The following is a 21,128-nucleotide window of genomic DNA, read 5'->3' on the forward strand; positions in this document are numbered from 1 at the left end:
ATCCCACGTACGATCTCTGATGCATCCATTGATGAAATCGTTGAATGTGTGAACTGCGTGGGGATCACCCATTCACAAACGTGGCAAATGCATGTTGTTCGAGTAGTGTCGCATCCGATTCGTAATGTATTCGACAGTGAATGTTTTTGAACTTCGATACAACTGTCGTACCGGCAACAGTCATTCGCAAAATTGGGGTGCGGACGTGGCATTTTTCGGAGCGGTTCGAGACTACTCACGCAAGCGCGATGAGGCAGACAGCGCGAAGGTCGACTTTGTCGAACTGTTCTTCGATCTGGTTTTTGTCTTCGCGATCACGCAAATATCGCATCTGCTGTTGCACGACCTGAGTATCAAGGGCCTTGCTGAAAGTGCCCTGATGCTCGCCGCCGTATGGTGGGTATGGGTCTATACAATGTGGTGTACCAACTGGCTCGACCCGACAAGGTCACCGGTGCGGATTATGCTGTTCGTGCTTATGCTGGCGGGGCTTTTGTTATCAACTTCAATCCCAACTGCTTTCGGCGAACGTGGACTGGTGTTTGCCTGTGCCTTTGTATTCATGCAAGTCGGACGCTCGACGTTCACGGTGTGGGCCTTGCGGCGTCACAATCACTCCAACTACAGGAATTTCCAGCGGATCACGACATGGCTCGCCGTATCTGCCTGCTTCTGGATTGGCGGAGGTCTTGCTGAGCCAGAGGCCCGACTCTTCATTTGGACCGTCGCTTTGGCAATCGAGGTGGTTGGACCGGCATTTGGTTACTGGACACCGGGTCTGGGCTCGTCATCAACGACCGAATGGGATGTGGATGGCAACCATATGGCGGAACGGGCCGCGCTCTTCATCATTATAGCTCTCGGTGAATCGATCCTGGTTTCGGGCGCCACTTTTACTGATCAGCAATGGAATTTGCTCTCTTTTTCGGCGTTTCTCACGACCTTTGTCGCGTCCGTTGCAATGTGGCTGATCTATTTCAACGTTGGCCAAGCAGTCGCCCATCACAAGATTGCGGCCACCAATGATCCTGGACGGATTGCCCGCGTGGCCTATACCTATATTCACATTTTGCTCGTCGCCGGCATAATCGTTGTGGCTGTGTCGGATGAACTCATTCTGGCGCACCCGACAGGTCATTCGGATGCGGCTACGATCTGGACTTCCATCGGCGGAACGGCGCTCTATCTGGTCGGGAACCTGCTGTTCAAACTCTATATCACTGGCAAGGTGCCACTCTCGCATCTGATCGGCCTTGGTCTCTGTGCTGTTCTGGCCTTCCTTGCCGCCGAGCTTTCACCCCTGTTGCTGGGTGCAACGACGAGCGCGATTCTGATCATCGTGACGGTTACGGAATATTGGGGGCGAGCAGAAGCTGATCATCCGGCTCAGTCGTAACGACGGAACAGATGTTACCGGCAGGCGCGGTGCCCGCTGCGCCGATGCATCAGGTCGAAATGGAAATGATCTCGGTGGAACCTGTCATAGCCTGGGCCAAGGACAGTCGTGAAGTAATCGCAGGCGTCCGACCGCACTGAATTCAAAAGGCCGCGCTGGCGGAACGCGAAGAGACCGGGTTTCTGAACCTTGATCTGGCGGCCGTTGTTAAGCGTGATCTTTGCTATGTCGAGCGCATTGCCCTTGGAATGCTCGGACATGCTCCGTCCGGGCTGACTGCTCATCGTGCGGCAGGAATAGCTGGATGCCTGGTGAATAGTGTTTATCCCGGACAGATAGCGAAGGCGGGTTGAAGGCGAGAGATCGCCCTTGACCCAGCGGGCGAACGCCAGGGTCATCTGGCAGTTCAGGGTGGCGTTCGGCTTGAGCTTGATGCGCCCGCTCGCGAATCCGCTCACCGTAAGCGGATGATCGATACGGCAAGCGCCTCCATTGTTGATCGGTTCGTGTTCCTGAAAGACGACACCAAGCCGCTTCAGTTGGGTTCGACAGGCGACCTCGCTGCCGGACATGGCATAAATACTTTCGCCCCGCGCTATTGGATCGCTTATGCCGCCGGCATATCCATAGCTATCGTCTTCAATGTCCTCGTTGGCGACTGGAGCTGGCTCCAGAGGGACGTCAAGCTGATTGTCCTGGTTGTCAAATTGCTCTTCTGGCGGTGTGGACAATGGCTGAACTTCTTCAGCGGCCATCTGTTCCGCCTCGGGGACTATGAGCCTTTGGGTGTCCTCGGCCGCTACCTGCTGGTTCTCTTCAGTGGCCAGGGACTGCTCTGCAACCATCGTACCCGTGCCGGTCCCGACGTCAGCCATTGGGCGCCGCACGTCGCCCATGCCGCAAGCGCTGAGCGCCGTGCACGAACCTAATACGACTATCGTTGAGATGCGCCTCAAGCGCTTAGCGGACGACAACGCAAAACTCATGTCACCACATTCCCCTGCCTGATGCAGGTAAAAATAGTGCTAAATTGTAAAGGAAAGGTCAGCGCCGGCTTTAATGCCTGCGTAAGAAATGCGGCGCGAGCGATTGCCGCTTGCTTTCGGCGCTATTGGCAATACATAGACGAAACCTGCCGAAACGCTGAATGAAGCTTCTCCCTCCTCCCAAAAGAGCCAGTCATGCCAACCCTGCTTTCGCCCTCCGTCATGCCAATCCTGTTGCTCATCGTGTCGAATGTATTCATGACCTTCGCCTGGTATGGTCACCTGAAGTATCCGGCTGCGCCTCTGACCCCGGTGGTCTTTGGCAGTTGGAGCATCGCCCTGGTGGAATACTGGTTTGCGATCCCCGCAAACCGCATTGGCCATACGGTCTATTCTGCGGCCGAGCTGAAGACCATGCAGGAAGTGATCACACTGGTCGTCTTCAGCGTGTTCTCGGTTTTCTACCTGAAGGAATCCTTTACCTGGCAGCACCTAGCAGGTTTCGCCCTCATAGCCGGGGGAGCGACATTGATCTTCAAGGCCTGACATCGGCTCGACTGCGCAGAGCCGGAACAAGCTCGACTGCAATCATTGCTACAAAGATCAGGGCGCAGCCGATGGCGCCCTGGAACGAAATGCGCTCTCCAAGAATCAAGGCGCCAAAAACCGCCGCGAACAGTGCTTCGGAAGACAACATGATGGCGGCTTGCGGCGCGGTCGTGAAACGTTGACCCACGGCCTGCAGCGTAAAGGCTATGCCTGATGAGAATATACCGGCAAAGAGAATTTCCGGCGCCGCTGCCAACATTGCAAAGAGTTCGATGCGTTCCGTCGCGAGCGCGATGATAAGCCCGAGAACACCGCATACGATGAATTGTACGAGCGCAAGCATGATCGGGCGGCCACTTCGGATTGCAATGCGGTTGATGAATATGATCTGCAGTGCCCAGAACGCGGCGCATGCGACTGTGAGCCAATCGCCGATCGCCAATCCTTCGAGTTTGCCGCCGGACAACAAATAGATGCCGGCAAGCGCGGTCATTGCACAGGGCCATACGACCGGGTGGGGCCACTGCCAGAACAGCACGACGGCCAGGAATGGGACCATCACGACATATAACCCGGTCAGGAAGCCGGAGTTGGTCACCGACGTGGTCATGATGCCGATTTGTTGGAACGCCGCACCAGCAAAAAGAAGCAAACCAATAAAGACGTATCCGAAATAGTCCGAGCGTTCCAGTTTTCCGGGTGCATTTCGGGCCTCTCGATGGGCGAGGGGGAGGACGGTCAGGGCCGCGATCAGGAAACGAACTGCGACAAACATGAAGGGCCCAATGCTGCTCATGGCGCTCGATTGCGCCACAAAACCGAGGCCCCAGATGGCACCGGCAGCAAGCAGCAGGATATTGGCGCGGCCATGCGTCATGTCGAATTTCCCCCTCGCGGATACCTGATCCCGCCCATGGGGATCTCTAATCGCTGGGATCTCGCGCGGCAAGGGGGATCGGATCAGGTCTGGCGTGAGCGGGTCAGCCGGATGATTTCCCCATTGCTTTGATCCGTCAGGAGATAGACCGAGCCGTCAGGTGCAACGCGCACATCGCGGATGCGTCCGAATTCGCCGTCGAAGATTCGCTCTTCGCCCTTGATGGCGCCTTTTTCGTCGCGGTCAAGGCGAGAGAGTAATTCAAACTTGAGAGAACCAACGAGTAGATCGCCCTGCCATTCGGGAAACATTTCCCCTTCATAGACTGCGGCGCCGGATGGGGCGATCGACGGATCCCAATAATAAAGGGGCTGTTCATAGCCTTCTGCTGCTGAACCCTTGCCGATTTTTGCGCCCGAGTAATCCTTGCCGTAAGTGATTACCGGCCAACCATAATTCTTGCCAGGCTGCGGCTGGTTGACCTCGTCGCCACCCATGGCGCCGTGTTCTACGGTCCAGAGCGACTGTGTCACCGGATCCCAGACTGCTCCTTGTGGGTTGCGATGGCCTTTTGACCAAAGCTCCGGCAGGCCACGTTTTCCATCGGCAAACGGATTATCGGCGGGAATGGAGCCATCCGCATTGATGCGCAGGACAGAGCCCGCGTGATCCCGGAAGTCCTGCGCGCGCCGCTGTTGGCCTCGCTCGCCCATGGTTACGAACAGTTTGCCGTCGGGTGCTACGACGATGCGTGACCCGAAATGCTGTTCCCGCCGGCTTTTTCGGTTCATGGAAACCAGTACGGAGACATCCTCAAGGGACGCGCCATCCTCGTCGCGGACAAGTTTGGCACTGGCCAATGCCGTTCCGGCCCCACCTTTGCCGGGCTGCGAGTAGGTGAAATAGATTTTGCCGCTCGTGGGGAAATCGGGGGCCAGCGCGACATCGAGCAAGCCGCCTTGACCCATGACAGCGACCTTGGGCACGTTTGCGATTGGCTCCGACACCTTGCCATTGGTGACGAGGCGCATGTTGCCGACGCGTTCAGTCACAAGGAGCGTACCATCCGGCAGGAACGCAAGGCTCCAGGGATGGTCGAGATTGCCTGCGATCGTTTCCGTAGAGATGGTGAACTTTTCGGTCTTGAAATCCTTCGCGGACGCAGTGAGGCAGGAACCTGCAAGCATTGCCAATAGTCCGAAGGATAGGGCACCAACTCTCCGCTTCATTGACTGCTGTCCTCTTTGCGCTCGCGAAATCACGCTGTTATTTTGCGCAGAATCCTGGCCTACGTCGTCTCACAGTGACGTGATTGATTGGATCATTCATGCCGGGTTGCTGATTGGCATGCGGTGTTGCGACATTTTCTACTTTCTTCGTGAAATTGCCTGAAACAGTGTTATATTAAGGCACGGATGACTGAACGGTTCCGAGGTTTGAGCTTCGGTGACCGTTTTCTTTTTGTGCCGCGCGGCTGCCCTGACGGGGTCGTCGGCACTGACTATGAAAGGAGAGGGCATGGAAAAGGTCCCGATGACTCAGGCTGGTTTTGACAAGCTCAAGGAAGAATTGCGTTGGCGCCAACAGGAAGAGCGGCCCCGCATCATCCAGGCAATATCGGAAGCGCGCGCCCATGGCGACCTTTCGGAGAATGCCGAGTATCATGCAGCCAAGGAAGCGCAGAGCCACAATGAAGGCCGCGTGGGCGAGCTCGAGGATTATACTGCACGTGCCGAAATCATCGATATTTCGAAGCTTTCAGGCGACAAGATCAAGTTTGGCGCCACGATTCAGCTGATCGATGAGGACACCGAAGAAAAGCGGACCTATCAGATTGTTGGCGATCAGGAAGCTGACCCAAAAGCAGGCCGCATTTCCATTTCATCGCCGATTGCGCGTGCACTGATTGGCAAGAGCGAAGGTGAGACGATTGAAGTCAATGCACCTGGCGGTGCGCGGTCTTACGAAATCATCGGCTTCAGCTTCGTCTGAAATCAGTGCCCGCTGATCCCCTGAGCAGCGTCGAAGTCATCGCTCCCAATTTCAAGCGAAAGCTTTCCGGAGTAACTTCGACGATTGTTCAACTCATTCCACTGCAGCGCGCCAATGGTCTCAACATTGTCACGATGGGCCCGGGATTGCCTGCGGACCTGCCGAACATCGGATGGACCTCGCTTCCGGGCCTTTGGTTCAAGCCGAGAACAAGGCCATTTCGTATCTGGCATGCACGCCGCAACAATGAAATGATTGCCGGTATTCTCATGCGCTCGGTGCTGCGCATGCGACTGAAGCTGTTATTCACCTCTGCGGCGCAACGTGACCACCGGCCTTTCACGAAGTGGCTGATTCGGCAGATGAACGGAGTGATTGCGACAAGTGGCAAATCAGGCAGTTTTCTGAAAGTGCCACACACTGTCATAATGCATGGCGTCGATACCGTCCTCTTCCACCCACCCGAGGACGATCAGGACAGCTTTGCAGCTTCGGGTTTGCCGGGACAGTTTCTGGTTGGCTGTTCGGGCCGGATCCGTCCTTCGAAAGGTACAGATCTCTTTGTCGAGGCAATGATCAATTTATTGCCGAAGCACCCGCAATGGACTGCTGTCATGACGGGTCGCACAACCTCGGAGTACAGGGGATTCGAGCAGTCGCTTCGGGACAAGATCGCCCGCGCCGGGCTGACCGACCGTATCCTCTTCCTGGGTGAGGTTCCGGATGTACGCCTCTGGTATCGCCGGATGACCCTCTATGTGGCACCATCTCGAAATGAAGGGTTTGGCTTGACGCCGCTTGAAGCCATGGCGTCGCAAACCGCTGTGGTGGCGAGTGACGCCGGTGCCTATGCCGAAATGATCGGAGCCGGAACCGGAACGGTGGTTGCCGCGGGTGATGGGCCTGCGCTCGAGGCGGCCATTGCGCCTTATCTTGCGGACCCAGCAATTTGCAAAAGCGCCGGTATAGCGGCGCTGGCCCATGTCCGGAAAACTTTTCCACTACAACAGGAAGCCGCCAAAATCCTGGATGTCTACGAGCATCTGTTTGGCAACGGATCGAAGCCGTGAAGGTCCGCGCATTCGTCATTCACCTGGAACGGGCGAAGAAGCGCGGCGAACATGTTCGCGGACTGATCGGACGCTTGCCGGTCGAGACCGAGATCATCGATGCCGTCGACGCGTTGAACATGAGCGATGACGAGGTGCGGGCTTTCTACACCCGCTCGCTGCACAGCCCTCACTATCCCTTTGCACTGCGTGTTTCGGAAGTCGCTTGTTTTCTCTCGCACCGCAAAGCGTGGCAGGCAATTGTTGAACACAACCTCGATGCTGGCCTCGTCGTCGAAGACGATGTCGACATTGACGACGCAGCATTTGCCGCCCAATTGTCGCTTGCCATGGATCGCATGCAGCCCAGCGACTACGTTCGCTTTCCGCGCTGGGCACGCGGCGAAAAGGGGCCTGAGGTCGCAACGGCAGGCGCGAACAGCCTCATACAGCCGGCCTTGCCCGGCCTTGGCATGCAGATGCAACTCGTCGGACGTGATGCTGCCATCGCGCTGCTCGCGGCGACCAGGCATTTCGACCGGCCAGTGGATACGACGATTCAGATGCACTGGTTGCACCCTGTCCGTGTACTCTCAGCGCGGCCTATCACCATTCGCGAGATCGATTTCGACCTCGGCGGGACGGTGGTACAGGGTAAAAGCAAGACGGTCCTGGAGCGGTTGAGCAGGGAGATTTTGCGACCATATTACCGCGTTGGCCTGTATTGCCACAGTCAGATGCGGAGAATGCGCGGTTAAAGCACCATCAGCGGTTCATTCTTGACGGACCGAATGGTCAGTGACGTGCGGACGGAATCCACATTCGGTGTCGACGTCAGTTCTTCGATGACGAAGTTCTGGAAGGTGCTGAGATCGCTGGCGACACAGTGGAGCAGAAAATCCGACTCACCCGATACCATCCATGCTCTGCGCACCAGTATCCAGTCCCGCGTTTTCTCGGCGAAGTTTTTCAGGTCGGCATCCGATTGGCGATGCAGGCGTATCATGCAAAAGGCGACAATATCCTGGCCCAATATCGAGCCGTTCAAAATCGCCCGATAGCCTTGAATGACGCCGCTTTCTTCCAGTTTGCGCACCCGACGCAGGCAGGGAGGCGCCGAAATACCAACGCGTTCTGCCAGTTCCACATTGGTGATCCGGCCATTATCCTGCAGCTGTTTCAGGATTTTCCAGTCGATCGCATCGAGGTCCGCCTTCAAAGGCATATCATATCCTGTCCCAAGAAAATTGAGGTCACCATAGGCGATTCCCCGCGCTGTGTAATCACATCCCGCGCCGGTTGCAAACAGGATCAGCACCGACAAATTGACAGTCCCAGATTGCAATTTTGACAACAGGAGCGTGATAACCTGTTCCGGCAGACACTACAACGCGCTGTAGACCGCGCAAACGAACGTACAAGCTGTGGCTAACGCGCCTATGTTATGCACAGACCTTGCAACAAAGGGGTATGAGCCACTACTTTATGGCAGTTGAAAGCGAACCCCGGTCTGCGCCACCTATCGTGGCTCGAGCTGAAATTGATTCAAGGTCTTGTTATGTCACAGCGCCATGTGCCCGTTCTTATTATCGGTTCCGGTCCTGCCGGTTACACCGCGGCAATTTATGCGGCCCGCGCAAACCTCAAGCCGGTTATCGTGGCTGGCCTGCAGCAGGGCGGCCAGTTAATGATCACGACCGATGTGGAGAATTATCCGGGTTACGCCGATACGGTGCAGGGCCCCTGGATGATGGATCAGATGCGTATCCAGGCGGAACATGTCGGCGCCGAGATCGTCCATGACATCATCACGGACGTCGATTTGTCGGTCCGCCCGTTCCGGCTGGTTGGCGATGGCGGCACGCAATATACGTGCGATGCGCTGATCATTGCTACTGGCGCGCAGGCGAAATGGCTCGGCCTTCCCACGGAACAGGCTTTCATGGGATTTGGCGTGTCCGCTTGTGCCACCTGCGACGGATTCTTCTATCGCAACAAGGATGTTGTTGTTATCGGCGGTGGCAACACCGCGGTTGAAGAAGCGCTTTATCTTTCTAATCTGGCGAAGTCGGTCACGATCGTGCATCGTCGCGATCACTTCCGCGCCGAGAAAATCCTGCAGGATCGTCTTTTCAGAAAAGAGAACATCAAGGTGCTCTGGGACCATGTTCTCGACGAGATTACCGGCACGGAAGCGAAGTCGCCGCTTCCAGCATCGGTTTCCGGTGTTCGGCTGAAGCATGTTAAGACCGGCGAACAGACAGATCTGGTCACAGATGGTGTTTTCATCGCCATTGGCCACGCGCCTGCCGTTGAGCTTTTCAAGGGGAAACTCAAGCACAAGCCGAATGGCTATCTCTGGACTGCTGCTGACTCGACTGCAACGGATGTCCCCGGCGTCTTTGCCGCAGGCGATGTTACCGACGACATCTATCGTCAGGCGGTCACAGCGGCTGGGATGGGCTGCATGGCAGCCTTGGAGGCCGAACGTTGGCTCGCCGCCCAGGAACCTGTACGCGAAGCTGCTGAATAGCAGCCACGAAATTGGAGCTGACCACCAAATGCGTGGTCAGAACGGGGAGAAACTGCGCAATGTCGCTTGATTGGGACAAGCTGCGAATATTTCACGCTGCTGCGGAGGCGGGATCTTTCACCCATGCCGCCGAGACGTTGCATTTGTCGCAATCGGCCATTTCCCGTCAGGTCAGTGCACTTGAGCAGGATGTTGGGGTACCACTGTTTCATCGCCACGCCCGCGGCCTGATCCTGACCGAGCAGGGCGAGGTGCTCTACCGTACAGCGCATGAAGTGTTGATGAAGCTTGAAAATGTCCGCTCGCGGCTCACCGAGAGCAAGGACAGGCCCTCGGGAAAACTGCGCGTGACCACGACGGTAGGACTTGGTTCGGGCTGGTTGATCGAGCGTGTACAGGAGTTCATCGAACTCTATCCAGAAGTACAATTGCAATTGCTCCTCGACAATGAGGAGCTCGATCTGACGATGCGCCATGCCGATTGCGCCATACGCCTGCGCCAGCCGCAACAGCCGGATCTTATCCAGCGGCGGCTGTTTACGGTGCACATGCATGTCTATGCGTCACCGGCCTATATTGCCAAGTATGGCAAGATAGAAAGCATCGAAGAAATCGACTCCCATCGCATCGTCAGCTTTGGTGAACCTGCGCCGTCCTACCTTACCAATCTCAACTGGCTTGAGGTAATCGGTCGGACTGATGGCAATTTGCGGCCGGCAGTGCTGCAGATCAACAATCTCCTCTCCATCAAGCGGGCGATCCAGAGGGGTGTCGGTCTGGGCGTCCTGCCGGACTACATGGTCGAGAAGGATTCGACACTGGTCAGGCTGTTGCCGGAAATGGAATTACCATCCTTCGATACGTTTTTCTGCTATCCGGAGGGAATCAAGAATGCTGCCAAATTGCATGTGTTCCGAGATTTCCTTTTCTCAAAGGCTCGCACCTGGTCGTATTAGGCCTTCTGGTCAGCCGTATTGTGAAAAAATTTTCTTTCCAACCAAACGAGAAACGGCAGTATGATTTTGTCGATTTTCGGTCCGTTCAGTTCATAAGCGTTCCAATATCGCAACGAAATTAGCCGCTATGCATTCGCTGCATGGGTGCGTTGCACAAATGGGTGTTGCGATGACGCGTCAAAACCCTCATATCCACATCACTTGCCGGTGCGTCTCCTCCTCCCATTGCGCGCCCGCAAGTGTTCCCCTCTGGAGGTTTAGCCGGAAACGGCACCTTCAAAACTTAAGGCCGGGCAATTGTCCGGCCTCTTTTCTTTTCCGGCTACATTAGCAGCGCGTTATCGATAGAGCGGCTCGCTCTCGAGGCCCGCATACAGTGACGCGACCTGTTCTCCATAGCCGTTGAACAACAGGGTCGGGACGGTTTCTCCGGTATGCAGGACGCGCTCCTGGGCCTGGCTCCAGCGAGGATGGGCGACCTCCGGGTTGACGTTGGCCCAGAAGCCGTATTCGTTCGAGGCCAAACCCTCCCAGAAGCTTACCGGGCGTTGATCGGTGAATGTGATCTTGCGGATGGATTTGATCGACTTGAATCCGTACTTCCAGGGTAGGGCGAGGCGTATGGGCGCGCCGAACTGGTTCAACAGAGGCTTGCCATAGGCTCCAGTGACGATGAACGCCAGGTCATTGGCGGCTTCCGCCATCGTGACGCCTTCGACATAGGGCCAACTATAGAGGAAGCCATTCTGTCCACTTGCCATGGACGGATCGTTGAACGTCTCGAACCGAATGTACTTCGCTGCTGCTGTTGGCTTGGCGAGTTCAACAAGCTTTGCCAAGGGGAATCCGGTCCACGGAATTGTCATTGACCAGGCCTCCACACACCGATGGCGATACAGGCGTTCTTCCAACGGGATTTTGGCTTCGAGGTCGACGAAGGCCACAGTGAAGGGCTTGTCCACCATTCCGTCTATCTCGATGTCCCAAGGATTGGTAATGAGTGTCTGCGCTTCCGTCCAGATGTCCTTGTCGCCGCCGAACTCATAGAAATTATTGTATTTCGAATTGATCTCTTCCGGGGTGAGACTGCGGTCGAGCTTGTAGGCTTCGTTGCGTTTTGCCGGATAGAGGGCAGGGTTACCGGATGCCTTGGGTGCGGCTTGTGCGTTTGCCAGCGCTGGGAGGAGCGCGCTTCCGGTTGCTGCCAGCGCACCCATGCCCCAGGCCTTAAGGATCGAACGCCGATTAAGGAACGCGTCTTCAGGGGTGGCCGAGGCTTCAGCAAGCGTCCAGCTCGGTTTTTGGTGAATAGCAAACATGTGACCAGTCCTCGCATGCAACATTGGATCGAACGTACCCAGTTTTCAGCAACTGGTGTCACACAATGCTGTGAAGCTGGGACTCGCGAATGAGGGGCCAAACGGCCCCTCAAATTTGACGCCCTCAATTCAGCGAAGGTTGGCGCAAAAGCGTTGAATGCGCTTTCCAGCTTCTTCGAGATTGGCATCAGATGTTGCGTAGGAGATGCGGAAATTCGGGCCGAGACCGAACGCTGATCCGTGCACCGCCGCAACGGCTTCGGTTGCGAGCAACTCGCTCACAAAATCTTCGTCCGTTGCGATGACCTTGCCGGACGGAGCTGTCTTGCCGATGGCTGCTGCGCACGACGGATAGACGTAGAAGGCGCCTTCTGGCTTGGGGCATTCAAGGAAGTTGGTCTGGTTCAACATTGAGACGATGAGATCGCGGCGCGCCTCGAATGCCTTCTTGAATACCTTCAGGTGAGCTTGCGTGCCGTTGAGGGCTTCCACTGCCGCCCATTGCGAGATTGAACTCGTGCCGGAGGTCTGTTGGCCCTGAACCATATCCATAGCCTTGATCAGTTCGATTGGGCCGGCAGCGTATCCGATACGCCAACCGGTCATGGCGTAGGCCTTCGACACGCCGTTCATTGTCAGCGTGCGGTGGTAGAGGTTCGGTTCAACCTGTGCGGGTGTGACGAACTTGAAATCTCCATATGTGAGATGCTCGTACATGTCATCGGTCAAAATCCAGACATGGGGATGGCGCATGAGCACGTCCGTGAGCTTCTTCATCTCATCCCAGCTATAGGCAGCGCCAGATGGGTTCGAGGGAGAGTTCATGATGATCCATTTGGTCCTCGGAGTAATGACCCTCTCGAGATCCTCCGGCTGGAGCTTGAACTCGTTCTCCTGGAAGGCTGACACGATCACTGGAGTTCCACCGCACAGTGCAACCATCTCCGGATAGCTCACCCAATAGGGAGCGACGCAGATCACCTCATCGCCGGGGTTCAATGTGGCGAGCAATGCGTTGTAGATTACATGCTTGCCCCCCGTTCCGACAATAACCTGGTTGGCCTTGTACTCTAGGTCGTTCTCACGCTTGAATTTTCCAACGATAGCCTCGCGCAACTGCGGAATACCGGCTACCGGCGTGTATTTCGTCTCTCCGCGACGTATGGCAGCGATGGCGGCTTCCTTGATATTCTCGGGGGTATCAAAATCCGGCTCGCCAACAGAAAGCGATATAACGTCCCTGCCCTCGGCTTTGAGATCGCGCGCTTTCTGAGTGATCGCAATTGTTGCGGAAGTCTTCACACGGGAAAGGGCGTCTGCGAGGAATGCCATGGTATCGATCTCCAGGAGCGAGGTTTTGATGACCGGTAGACGGTTTGCGGGCTTGCTATGTCGCAACGGCCGGAGAATCGCAAGCAAAAGCATGTTTGCGGGTCTTCACATCATGCACTTTCTGTGCAGGGTGTGACATGGAATGGCGCAAGCATCAGTAATGCTTGCATGACGCTTCAATCAAAATGATTGGACATAGAGGGACGTAGCGGGAATATTTCGCCCGCCACAGGAGACCAGCACGATGCCAAAACTCTATTCGCAAATCGATTCCGGAAACTGCTACAAGCCACGACTTCTAATGGCAAAACTGGCGGTCCCGTTCGAACACATCGCCATATCTTCAACCGATGGTTCAACACGCAAACCGGAGTTCCTGGCGAAGAATCCAAACGGCAAGGTCCCCCTGCTCGAGTTTGACGACGGTCGCCTGCTTGCGGAATCGAACGCCATCCTTTTGCACCTCGCCGAAGGCAGTCGATTTATTCCGGCAGACGCTTATGAGCGTGCGCTGATGTACCAATGGCTGTTCTTCGAGCAATATACGCATGAGCCCAATATCGCCGTCCGCCGCGCCTTGCTGGTATATCCAGAGCGGGCAAAGGACGCGACGCCGGAACGTCTGGCGGCCACCCTTGAAGGTGGCAACAAGGCGCTGCTCGTGATGGAAAACCAACTGCAGAAGTCGCCATACTTCACCGGAAGCAACATCAGCATCGCTGATATCGCGCTCTATGCCTATACGCACGAAGCCAATCGTGGCGGCTTTGACCTTGCAGCCTATCCCTCAGTGTCCAAGTGGCTTGGCCGTGTTGCCGGCGATGAAGGTCACGTTCCGATCACATGGCTGCCGGGCTGAGCAGTCAATTGCCGCGCAGGCTTTCGATCAACTCGCCGGCTCGTTCAGGTGAGAGCATGGTTGAAGCCGCTCCGACTCCGATTCCCTTGAGCGGCGCAATCCGTTGATTTCAAATAAAAAAGGCGGGACCAAAATCCCGCCTTTTTGAATTTATGTGCGTTCAGAAATCCGACGATTCCCGTGGGCCTATCAGCCGGCAACGCTGAGGTTGTCAGCGGACGATTTGCCCGAACGACGGTCTTGGACGATCTCGTAGTTGACCTTCTGGCCATCATTGAGACCGCGCAAACCTGCGCGTTCAACAGCGGAGATATGGACGAAAACGTCTGCACCACCAGTATCAGGCTGGATGAAGCCGTAGCCCTTAGTGCTGTTGAACCATTTCACTGTTCCCGAAGCCATGGGAAATTCCTTTCAGATATTAAGACAGGCAGCATGCACATATGCAGCCCAGGGAATCGAACCTATGCAATGGAGTTCATCAGGAAGCGCAACAGGTTACGCAGGTCGCAAAGTCACTCGACCGATAAAATCGATGGCGGATTCATATGACAGAATTTCTGCCAAAACAAGCCGTATTCAATTGCAGTTATCGTCAGGGCCGATGGTACGGGGCGTAGGCGTAAATTTGGTTTGAAATTCCCTTTTGAATTTCAGCGCACCATTCGACATGTTTTAAGGGTAGATAGTAAGTCAACAGGCCGAATCGCGGTCGTCCACGGGGGAAACTCATGGCGAAGCAGAAGCAGAACCGATCCAAAGCCACGGCCGTTGCGGGCGAAGTGGATGTAAGCCTCGCGGCCCAGCTACGTGTTATCGGCGACATCTACTGGATATCGCCGGTTCGCAATCGCCTGATTCTGATGATTCTCGGCGTGTTCAGCATCATTATCGTAACGTCCGCCGGTCAGGTCCTGCTGAATCGTTGGAATGTTCCCTTTTACGATGCCTTGTCCAGGCGCGATTTCCCAGCTTTTGTTGACCAGTTAATGGTGTTCTTTGCTATTGCTTCGGTGCTGCTGGTCCTCAATGTAGCGCAAACCTGGCTGAACCAGATGACGCGGCTGAAACTGCGCGAAGGGTTGACGCGTGACCTGGTCGGCGAATGGCTGCAACCACGCCGTGCATTCAAGCTATCCAACTCCGGGCCGATAGGCGTCAATCCAGACCAGCGGCTTCACGAGGATGCCAGGCATCTTTCGGAAATGTCGACCGATCTGGGATTCGGCCTACTACAGGCCTCGATCCTGTTGATCAGTTTTGTCGGCGTCTTATGGACGTTTTCCAGCGGTTTCGTGTTCAATGTCTTCGGTTATAGTTTCTCCATCCCGGGATATATGGTGTGGGCCGCATTCCTGTACGCTGCCTCGGCGTCCTGGCTAAGCTGGCTCGTCGGGCGCAAACTGATCAAGTACAACGCGGATCGCTACCAGAAAGAGTCCGAACTACGCTTTTCGCTGATGCGGGTGAACGAGCATATCGATGCAATCTCCCTCTACAGAGGGGAGGCCGACGAGAACCGGAGGATTGGTTTTGATATTGATAGCCTTCTGGCTGCCATCCGCCTGCTTGTTACGGCGCTGACGCAACTCACTTGGGTCACATCGGGCTATGGGTGGATCACCATCGTAGCGCCCATTCTGGTGGCGGCGCCGGTCTACTTCGCGGGAAACCTCTCTTTTGGCGGGTTGATGGCCGCAATCGGTGCCTTCAATCAGGTGCATGATGCGCTGAAATGGTTCGTCAATAATTTTGGCGCCATCGCCGACTGGCGCGCTACCCTTCTTCGCGTAACCTCGTTCCGGCAAGCCGTGCAGGCCACTGACGTCAGGAACAGCCTGGAGCATCGCATCAAGTTCGCAGATTCCAGCTCGAACGAGATTGTTCTCGATTCGCTCAAGATTACCGCGCCACGGGCGACCGTTCGCTTGAAGCAAAAGAGGGCGGTCGTGAAGGAGGGCGAGCGGGTCCTGATTACCAGCGAACCCGGGATTGATCGCACCTTGCTCTTTCGTGCGATTGCGGGCCTTTGGCCTTGGGGAGCGGGTACTGTCAGTTTGCCTGCGAACACGAACATCCTCTTCATGCCGCGCCTGCCCTATTTTCCGCCTGGCACCTTGCGCGAAGCCATGTCCTATCCCGTCGGCAAGGACGGATTTTCTGACGAGGAGCTTGTATCAGCCCTGCGCGAACTTGGCCTGACTCGGCTCGAGACCATGCTTGATTTCAGGGCACGTTGGGACAGGGAACTGAGCGATGACGAACAGCAATCACTGGCCTTCGCCCGGCTCAAACTGCACAAACCGACCTGGGTGGTGATCGATGAAGCGCTTGACGGCATGGAGCCCGGCGCCCATGACCGGGTCATGTCGGTCCTGCGCAATCACCTTGGCAAATCAACGGTCGTGCACATTGGACGCGAAGACAAGGGCGACCACGTCTTCGCCAAAGTGCTGCATTTCGTCAGCGACCCCTCGGGGCATGGCATGGAAGACGAGGGGCTCCAGGGAGTCTAGATCAGCAGTTCACACGAAATAATCCTGCAGTGGCCGTACTTCCAGCGAACCGGCTTTCAATGCCGCAATGGCTTCCGCCACGGCGTCCGCGCCCGAAAGCGTCGTGTAATAGGGCACCTTCTGCATCAATGTCGCGCGGCGCAATGATTTCGAATCCGAGATCGCCTTGGCGCTGTCGGTCGTATTGAATACGAGTTGGACCTGCCTGTTGCGAATTGCGTCCTCGACATGGGGACGGCCTTCCTGAACCTTGTTGATCTTCTGTGCCTCGACGCCGTTCTCGCGCAGGAACCGCGCCGTACCGCCAGTCGCAAGTATCTTGAATCCAAGTCCGGCGAGACGCTGTACCGCGGGGAGGATTCCTGGCTTGTCCTCATCGCGAACCGAGACGAAGAGTGTGCCATCGCGCGGAAGATCGACGCCAGCCCCAAGTTGAGCCTTGGCGAAAGCAAGCGCGTAATCATAGTCGAGGCCCATCACCTCGCCGGTAGAACGCATTTCCGGTCCGAGCAGCGTGTCGACGCCCGGGAAGCGCGCAAACGGGAATACTGCCTCCTTGACAGCGATATGCTGGCGCCCCGTTGTCGATGGTTTGCCACCATAGCTGGCAAGTGCGCCGTCAAGAGTTTCACCGGCCATGATCCTTGCTGCAACCTTGGCGATAGGCGTGCCTATGGTCTTGGCGACGAACGGCACGGTGCGCGAGGCGCGCGGGTTGACTTCGAGCACATAGATCGTGTCGTCCTTGATGGCATATTGGACATTCATGAGGCCGACTACGTTCAGCGATTTTGCAAGTGCCGCTGTTTCCTTCTCAAGCTCAGCCACGGTTTCGGCAGAGAGAGAATGAACGGGGAGGGAGCAGGCGCTGTCACCGGAATGGATGCCAGCTTCCTCGATGTGTTCCATGATACCGGAAATCCAAGTGTCCTTGCCGTCACACAGGCAATCGACGTCGACCTCGGTTGCTTCAGTCAGGTAGCGATCGAACAGCAGCGGATTCTTGCCGAGCAATGTGTTGATCTGACCGGTCTTGTCGTTCGGATATTTCTGCTTGATGTCTTCCGGTACAAGTTCCGGGACCGTGTCGAGCAGATAGCTCTGCAGGCCGCGTTCATCGTGGATGATCTGCATGGCACGGCCGCCGAGAACATAGGATGGGCGAACGACCAGAGGGAAGCCCAGCTCCCCGGCAATCGTACGCGCCTGTTCCACGGAATAGGCGATGCCATTCTTGGGCTGGGTGAGATCGAGCTTGATCAGGAGCTTTTGGAAGCGGTCGCGATCTTCGGCGAGATCAATCGCATCGGGCGAGGTGCCAAGGATTGGTATGCCGGCTTTCTCGAGAGCATCAGCCAGTTTCAACGGCGTCTGTCCACCGAATTGCACGATCACACCATGCAAGCTCCCGGCGGTCTGTTCGGTGCGCAGGATCTCCAGGACATCTTCGGCAGTCAGCGGCTCGAAATACAGCCTGTCCGACGTGTCGTAGTCGGTCGACACTGTTTCCGGATTGCAGTTGATCATGATGGCCTCATACCCGGCGTCACGCAGGGCGAAGGCGGCATGGCAGCAGCAATAGTCGAACTCGATGCCCTGACCGATACGGTTCGGGCCGCCTCCGAGGATGACCACCTTCTTTCGGTCCGAAACCATAGCCTCCGATGCGAGTGCTCCGGCGAATGGCACTTCATAGGTCGAGTACATATAGGCTGTCGGGGAAGCAAACTCGGCGGCGCAGGTATCGATGCGCTTGAAGACGGGATGAACGTCGAGCTTGTTGCGCAGTTTGGTCACATCGCTGGCTTCGACCTTTGCAAGGCTGGCAAGTCGCGCATCCGAAAAACCCATTCCTTTGAGCATGCGAAGGTTTTGAGCATCCTGCGGCAGTCCATGCTCCCGCACGCGCTCCTCCGTAGCAATGATCTCGGCCATCTGTTCCAGGAACCAAGGGTCGATCTTGCAGCCTTCGTGGACTTCTTCCACGGTGAGGCCGAGGCGCAGCGCCTGTCCGACCATACGGAGGCGGTCAGGCGTTGGCGTTCCAATGGCGGCCCGAATGGCATTGCTGTCATTGCCTTCGCCGAGACCAGGAATCGCGATCTCATCAAGACCAGTAAGACCGGTCTCAAGACCACGCAAAGCCTTTTGTAGCGATTCCTTGAACGTACGACCGATGGCCATGACCTCACCTACCGACTTCATGGCAGTCGTCAGGGTTGGTTCGGCACCAGGGAATTTCTCGAAGGCAAAACGAGGGATCTTGGTGACGACGTAATCGATGGATGGCTCGAAGGAGGCGGGTGTCGCACCGCCAGTTATGTCATTCTCGAGTTCATCGAGCGTATAGCCGACAGCGAGTTTGGCGGCGACCTTGGCGATGGGAAAGCCCGTCGCTTTCGATGCAAGAGCTGAAGACCTGGATACGCGCGGGTTCATCTCGATGACGATCAGACGGCCGTTCTCAGGGTTGACCGCAAACTGCACATTTGATCCGCCAGTCTCAACGCCGATCTCGCGCAGTACCGCGATCGAGGCGTTGCGCATGATCTGATATTCCTTGTCCGTCAAGGTAAGAGCCGGCGCAACGGTGATTGAGTCACCAGTATGAACGCCCATCGGATCGACGTTCTCGATCGAGCAGATGATGATGCAATTGTCCGCCTTGTCGCGAACAACTTCCATTTCATACTCTTTCCATCCGAGAACTGACTCCTCGATAAGAACCTCCGTTGTCGGCGAAGCGTCAAGGCCACTGCCGATGATCTCATAGAATTCGGCGCGATTGTACGCAATGCCGCCACCGGTGCCACCCATGGTGAATGAGGGGCGAATGATTGCTGGCAGGCCAACATGATCGAGCGCCGCACCCGCCATCCCCAGCGCATGGGCCACATAGCGCTGCTTGCGGTCGCCTTCGCCGAGCTGCCATTCAGTTTCCAGCTTGTCCAAAGCTGCGTCCAGCTCAGCACCCGAATATTTCGCCTTGACTGCCTCGCGCTGTTCCTTGTGCAATCTGCGGTCAAGGTCCTTGACCTCAGTGGCATTGGCTAGCATCGACTTTGGTGTTTCAAGTCCTATCTTTGACATGGCCTCGCGGAACAGGGCACGGTCCTCGGCCTTGTCGATCGCTTCGGCATTGGCGCCGATCATCTCGACATTGTAGCGGTCGAGGACGCCCATGCGGCGCAACGACAGGGCAGTATTCAGTGCGGTCTGGCCGCCCATGGTCGGCAAGAGGGCATCAGGACGTTCCTTGGCAATGATCTTGGCGACAACTTCCGGCGTGATTGGTTCGATATAGGTCGCGTCTGCCAGTTCCGGATCGGTCATGATCGTCGCCGGATTGGAGTTGACGAGGATGACGCGATAGCCTTCCTCCTTGAGCGCCTTACATGCCTGCGTGCCGGAGTAGTCAAATTCGCATGCCTGACCGATGATGATCGGCCCAGCGCCGATGATCAGGATAGATTTGATGTCGGTGCGTTTTGGCATGGGTGCGTTCCTATCAACAGCGTGCTGCACAAAAAACCGCACGGGTTTGACCGTACGGGCAGGCACATAATTCCAAATGCGAGGCTAAGGCTGCCTTATAGGCAAAGCCATCGCATTGCGTAACCCCAAAAACGCGCCATTTCACGCTTTTTCGCTGCAGTTTTTCGCCCCGTCCGACGGGTTATCGTCGCAACGCACCAATCACTCACGAAATTTGAGGCCCTATCCTGTGCGACTGCACGTTGAAAATTAGCATCGTGCGTGAAACAAATAGCACTATACTAAACCATAATGGGTCGGCCGTTTGGCGCCGGCGGCGATCGGGAGACGGGAAATGCGTTGGCAGGGCCGTAGACAGAGTGACAATGTTGAGGATCAACGCGGCGAAGGCGGCGGGATTCCCGGCGGCATCGGCCGCGGTGGTGGCTTTCGCCTTCCGGGTGGCTCCGGCATCCGCACGGCACGAGGTGGCGGATTTACCGGCATACTCATCCTGGCCGCGATATTCCTGTTTCTGAAGTTCTGCACAAACATCGATCCGATGCAGATACTCGTCGATTCCGGGGGCGGAGGCGGTCAATTGGTGCCAGGGCAGAGTCAGGCTCCTTCGGGCGATGCGTCCGTCAAGAGCAATGATGAGATGACGCAATTCGTGAGAACGGTCCTCGCGGAAACCGAAGATGTCTGGAGCGGTATCTTCCAGGCCGAAGGGCAGCAGTATCCCGCCCCGACCATGGTGCTGTTCGACGGGCAGGTTCGGTCGGCCTGCGGCTTCGCGAGCGCTGCATCCGGGCCCTTCTACTGTCCGGGTGACCGCAAGCTCTATATCGACTTGAGTTTCTATGACGAACTCGACAAGAAATTTGGGGCCTCAGGCGATTTCGCACAGGCCTATGTGCTGGCGCACGAGGTCGGGCACCATGTGCAGAATCTGATCGGGGTACTGCCGAAATTCAACCAGATGCGCCAGAACATGAGCGAGGCCGACGCCAATGCCATGTCCGTACGTGTCGAGCTCCAGGCCGACTGCTTCGCAGGCATTTGGGGCCACTATACCAAGCAGAAGGGCATTCTTGACGCCGGAGACCTAGAGGAAGCACTGAATGCTGCCCAGCAGATCGGTGACGATACGCTACAGCGGCGCATGCAGGGCTATGTTGTACCGGAGAGTTTCAACCACGGCACATCGGACCAGCGCGCGACATGGTTCAAGCGCGGCTTCGACAGTGGCAAGCTCGACGCCTGCGATACATTTAACGCGCCAATCTG

At 56.4% G+C, this 21,128-nt stretch carries 18 protein-coding genes; 10 read left to right on the forward strand and 8 right to left on the reverse strand.

Features of this window, described 5'->3' with window-relative positions; all coding sequences use genetic code 11:
• Positions 1-205 precede the first annotated feature (205 nt).
• Entirely contained in the window at positions 206-1,396 is a 1,191-nt protein-coding gene (locus K9U38_RS11745) for a low temperature requirement protein A (RefSeq protein WP_224494510.1), read from the forward strand.
• A gap of 14 nt (positions 1,397-1,410) precedes the next feature.
• On the opposite strand, the gene K9U38_RS11750 is transcribed toward K9U38_RS11745, so the two are convergent.
• The gene (locus K9U38_RS11750; RefSeq protein ID WP_370631905.1) at positions 1,411-2,382 is read right to left on the reverse strand and encodes an extensin-like domain-containing protein; all 972 of its coding nucleotides are present in this window, start codon (positions 2,380-2,382) and stop codon (positions 1,411-1,413) included.
• A gap of 195 nt (positions 2,383-2,577) precedes the next feature.
• Between K9U38_RS11750 and K9U38_RS11755 the strand changes: the two genes are divergently transcribed.
• Entirely contained in the window at positions 2,578-2,928 is a 351-nt protein-coding gene (locus K9U38_RS11755) for a DMT family protein (RefSeq protein WP_224494512.1), read from the forward strand.
• Here the strand turns inward: K9U38_RS11755 and K9U38_RS11760 are convergent.
• On the reverse strand, positions 2,918-3,808 hold the full coding sequence (locus K9U38_RS11760) for a DMT family transporter (RefSeq protein ID WP_224494513.1): 891 nt from the start codon (positions 3,806-3,808) through the stop codon (positions 2,918-2,920). The two genes, K9U38_RS11755 and K9U38_RS11760, sit on opposite strands and share 11 nt — an antisense overlap.
• An 83-nt stretch (positions 3,809-3,891) precedes the next feature.
• Positions 3,892-5,037 (reverse strand): PQQ-dependent sugar dehydrogenase, encoded by a 1,146-nt coding sequence (locus K9U38_RS11765; protein ID WP_224494514.1) that lies wholly within the window; start codon positions 5,035-5,037, stop codon positions 3,892-3,894.
• Between the two features lie 289 nt (positions 5,038-5,326).
• On the opposite strand from K9U38_RS11765, the gene greA reads away from it, so the two are divergent.
• From greA to K9U38_RS11780, 3 genes are read left to right on the forward strand one after another with little or no spacing between them, the layout of a single operon-like run.
• Positions 5,327-5,800 carry a transcription elongation factor GreA gene (gene greA, locus K9U38_RS11770; RefSeq protein WP_224494515.1) on the forward strand — a complete coding sequence of 158 codons (474 nt, stop codon included), beginning with the start codon at positions 5,327-5,329 and terminating at the stop codon, positions 5,798-5,800.
• 5 nt (positions 5,801-5,805) lie between these two features.
• On the forward strand, positions 5,806-6,870 hold the full coding sequence (locus K9U38_RS11775; protein WP_224494516.1) for a glycosyltransferase family 4 protein: 1,065 nt from the start codon (positions 5,806-5,808) through the stop codon (positions 6,868-6,870).
• On the forward strand, positions 6,867-7,607 hold the full coding sequence (locus tag K9U38_RS11780; RefSeq protein WP_224494517.1) for a glycosyltransferase family 25 protein: 741 nt from the start codon (positions 6,867-6,869) through the stop codon (positions 7,605-7,607). The genes K9U38_RS11775 and K9U38_RS11780 overlap by 4 nt, the downstream gene beginning before the upstream one ends.
• On the opposite strand, the gene K9U38_RS11785 is transcribed toward K9U38_RS11780, so the two are convergent.
• The gene (locus K9U38_RS11785; RefSeq protein ID WP_224494518.1) at positions 7,604-8,074 is read right to left on the reverse strand and encodes an Lrp/AsnC family transcriptional regulator; all 471 of its coding nucleotides are present in this window, start codon (positions 8,072-8,074) and stop codon (positions 7,604-7,606) included. The genes K9U38_RS11780 and K9U38_RS11785 overlap by 4 nt on opposite strands.
• 333 nt (positions 8,075-8,407) lie before the next feature.
• On the opposite strand from K9U38_RS11785, the gene trxB reads away from it, so the two are divergent.
• The gene (gene trxB / locus K9U38_RS11790; RefSeq protein WP_224494519.1) at positions 8,408-9,382 is read left to right on the forward strand and encodes a thioredoxin-disulfide reductase; all 975 of its coding nucleotides are present in this window, start codon (positions 8,408-8,410) and stop codon (positions 9,380-9,382) included.
• Between the two features lie 59 nt (positions 9,383-9,441).
• Positions 9,442-10,338 (forward strand): LysR family transcriptional regulator, encoded by an 897-nt coding sequence (locus tag K9U38_RS11795; RefSeq protein ID WP_224494520.1) that lies wholly within the window; start codon positions 9,442-9,444, stop codon positions 10,336-10,338.
• A gap of 338 nt (positions 10,339-10,676) precedes the next feature.
• Here K9U38_RS11795 and msrP read toward each other — a convergent pair whose 3' ends face one another.
• Positions 10,677-11,657: a protein-methionine-sulfoxide reductase catalytic subunit MsrP gene (gene msrP, locus K9U38_RS11800; protein WP_224494521.1), complete on the reverse strand. Its 981-nt coding sequence runs from the start codon at positions 11,655-11,657 to the stop codon at positions 10,677-10,679.
• Between the two features lie 129 nt (positions 11,658-11,786).
• Complete coding sequence (locus K9U38_RS11805; protein WP_224494522.1) at positions 11,787-12,989, reverse strand: pyridoxal phosphate-dependent aminotransferase; 1,203 nt, start codon at positions 12,987-12,989, stop codon at positions 11,787-11,789.
• A gap of 244 nt (positions 12,990-13,233) precedes the next feature.
• Here K9U38_RS11805 and K9U38_RS11810 point away from each other — a divergent pair, with 244 nt between their 5' ends.
• The gene (locus K9U38_RS11810; RefSeq protein WP_224494523.1) at positions 13,234-13,848 is read left to right on the forward strand and encodes a glutathione S-transferase family protein; all 615 of its coding nucleotides are present in this window, start codon (positions 13,234-13,236) and stop codon (positions 13,846-13,848) included.
• A gap of 189 nt (positions 13,849-14,037) precedes the next feature.
• Here the strand turns inward: K9U38_RS11810 and K9U38_RS11815 are convergent, their stop codons facing one another.
• A complete protein-coding gene (locus K9U38_RS11815) occupies positions 14,038-14,250 on the reverse strand; it encodes a cold-shock protein (RefSeq protein ID WP_099998246.1) in 213 nt (70 codons plus the stop codon).
• A gap of 329 nt (positions 14,251-14,579) precedes the next feature.
• Here K9U38_RS11815 and K9U38_RS11820 point away from each other — a divergent pair, with 329 nt between their 5' ends.
• Complete coding sequence (locus K9U38_RS11820) at positions 14,580-16,364, forward strand: ABC transporter ATP-binding protein/permease (RefSeq protein ID WP_224494524.1); 1,785 nt, start codon at positions 14,580-14,582, stop codon at positions 16,362-16,364.
• Positions 16,365-16,373: 9 nt separating this feature from the next.
• Here the strand turns inward: K9U38_RS11820 and carB are convergent, their stop codons facing one another.
• Positions 16,374-19,859 (reverse strand): carbamoyl-phosphate synthase large subunit, encoded by a 3,486-nt coding sequence (gene carB, locus K9U38_RS11825; protein WP_224494525.1) that lies wholly within the window; start codon positions 19,857-19,859, stop codon positions 16,374-16,376.
• Between the two features lie 334 nt (positions 19,860-20,193).
• Between carB and ypfJ the strand changes: the two genes are divergently transcribed.
• A partial coding sequence (ypfJ, locus tag K9U38_RS11830; protein ID WP_224494526.1) for a KPN_02809 family neutral zinc metallopeptidase occupies positions 20,194-21,128 on the forward strand: 935 nt, incomplete at its 3' end.

Source organism: Phyllobacterium lublinensis (assembly GCF_020164435.1).
Taxonomy (GTDB): Bacteria; Pseudomonadota; Alphaproteobacteria; order Rhizobiales; family Rhizobiaceae; genus Phyllobacterium; species Phyllobacterium lublinensis.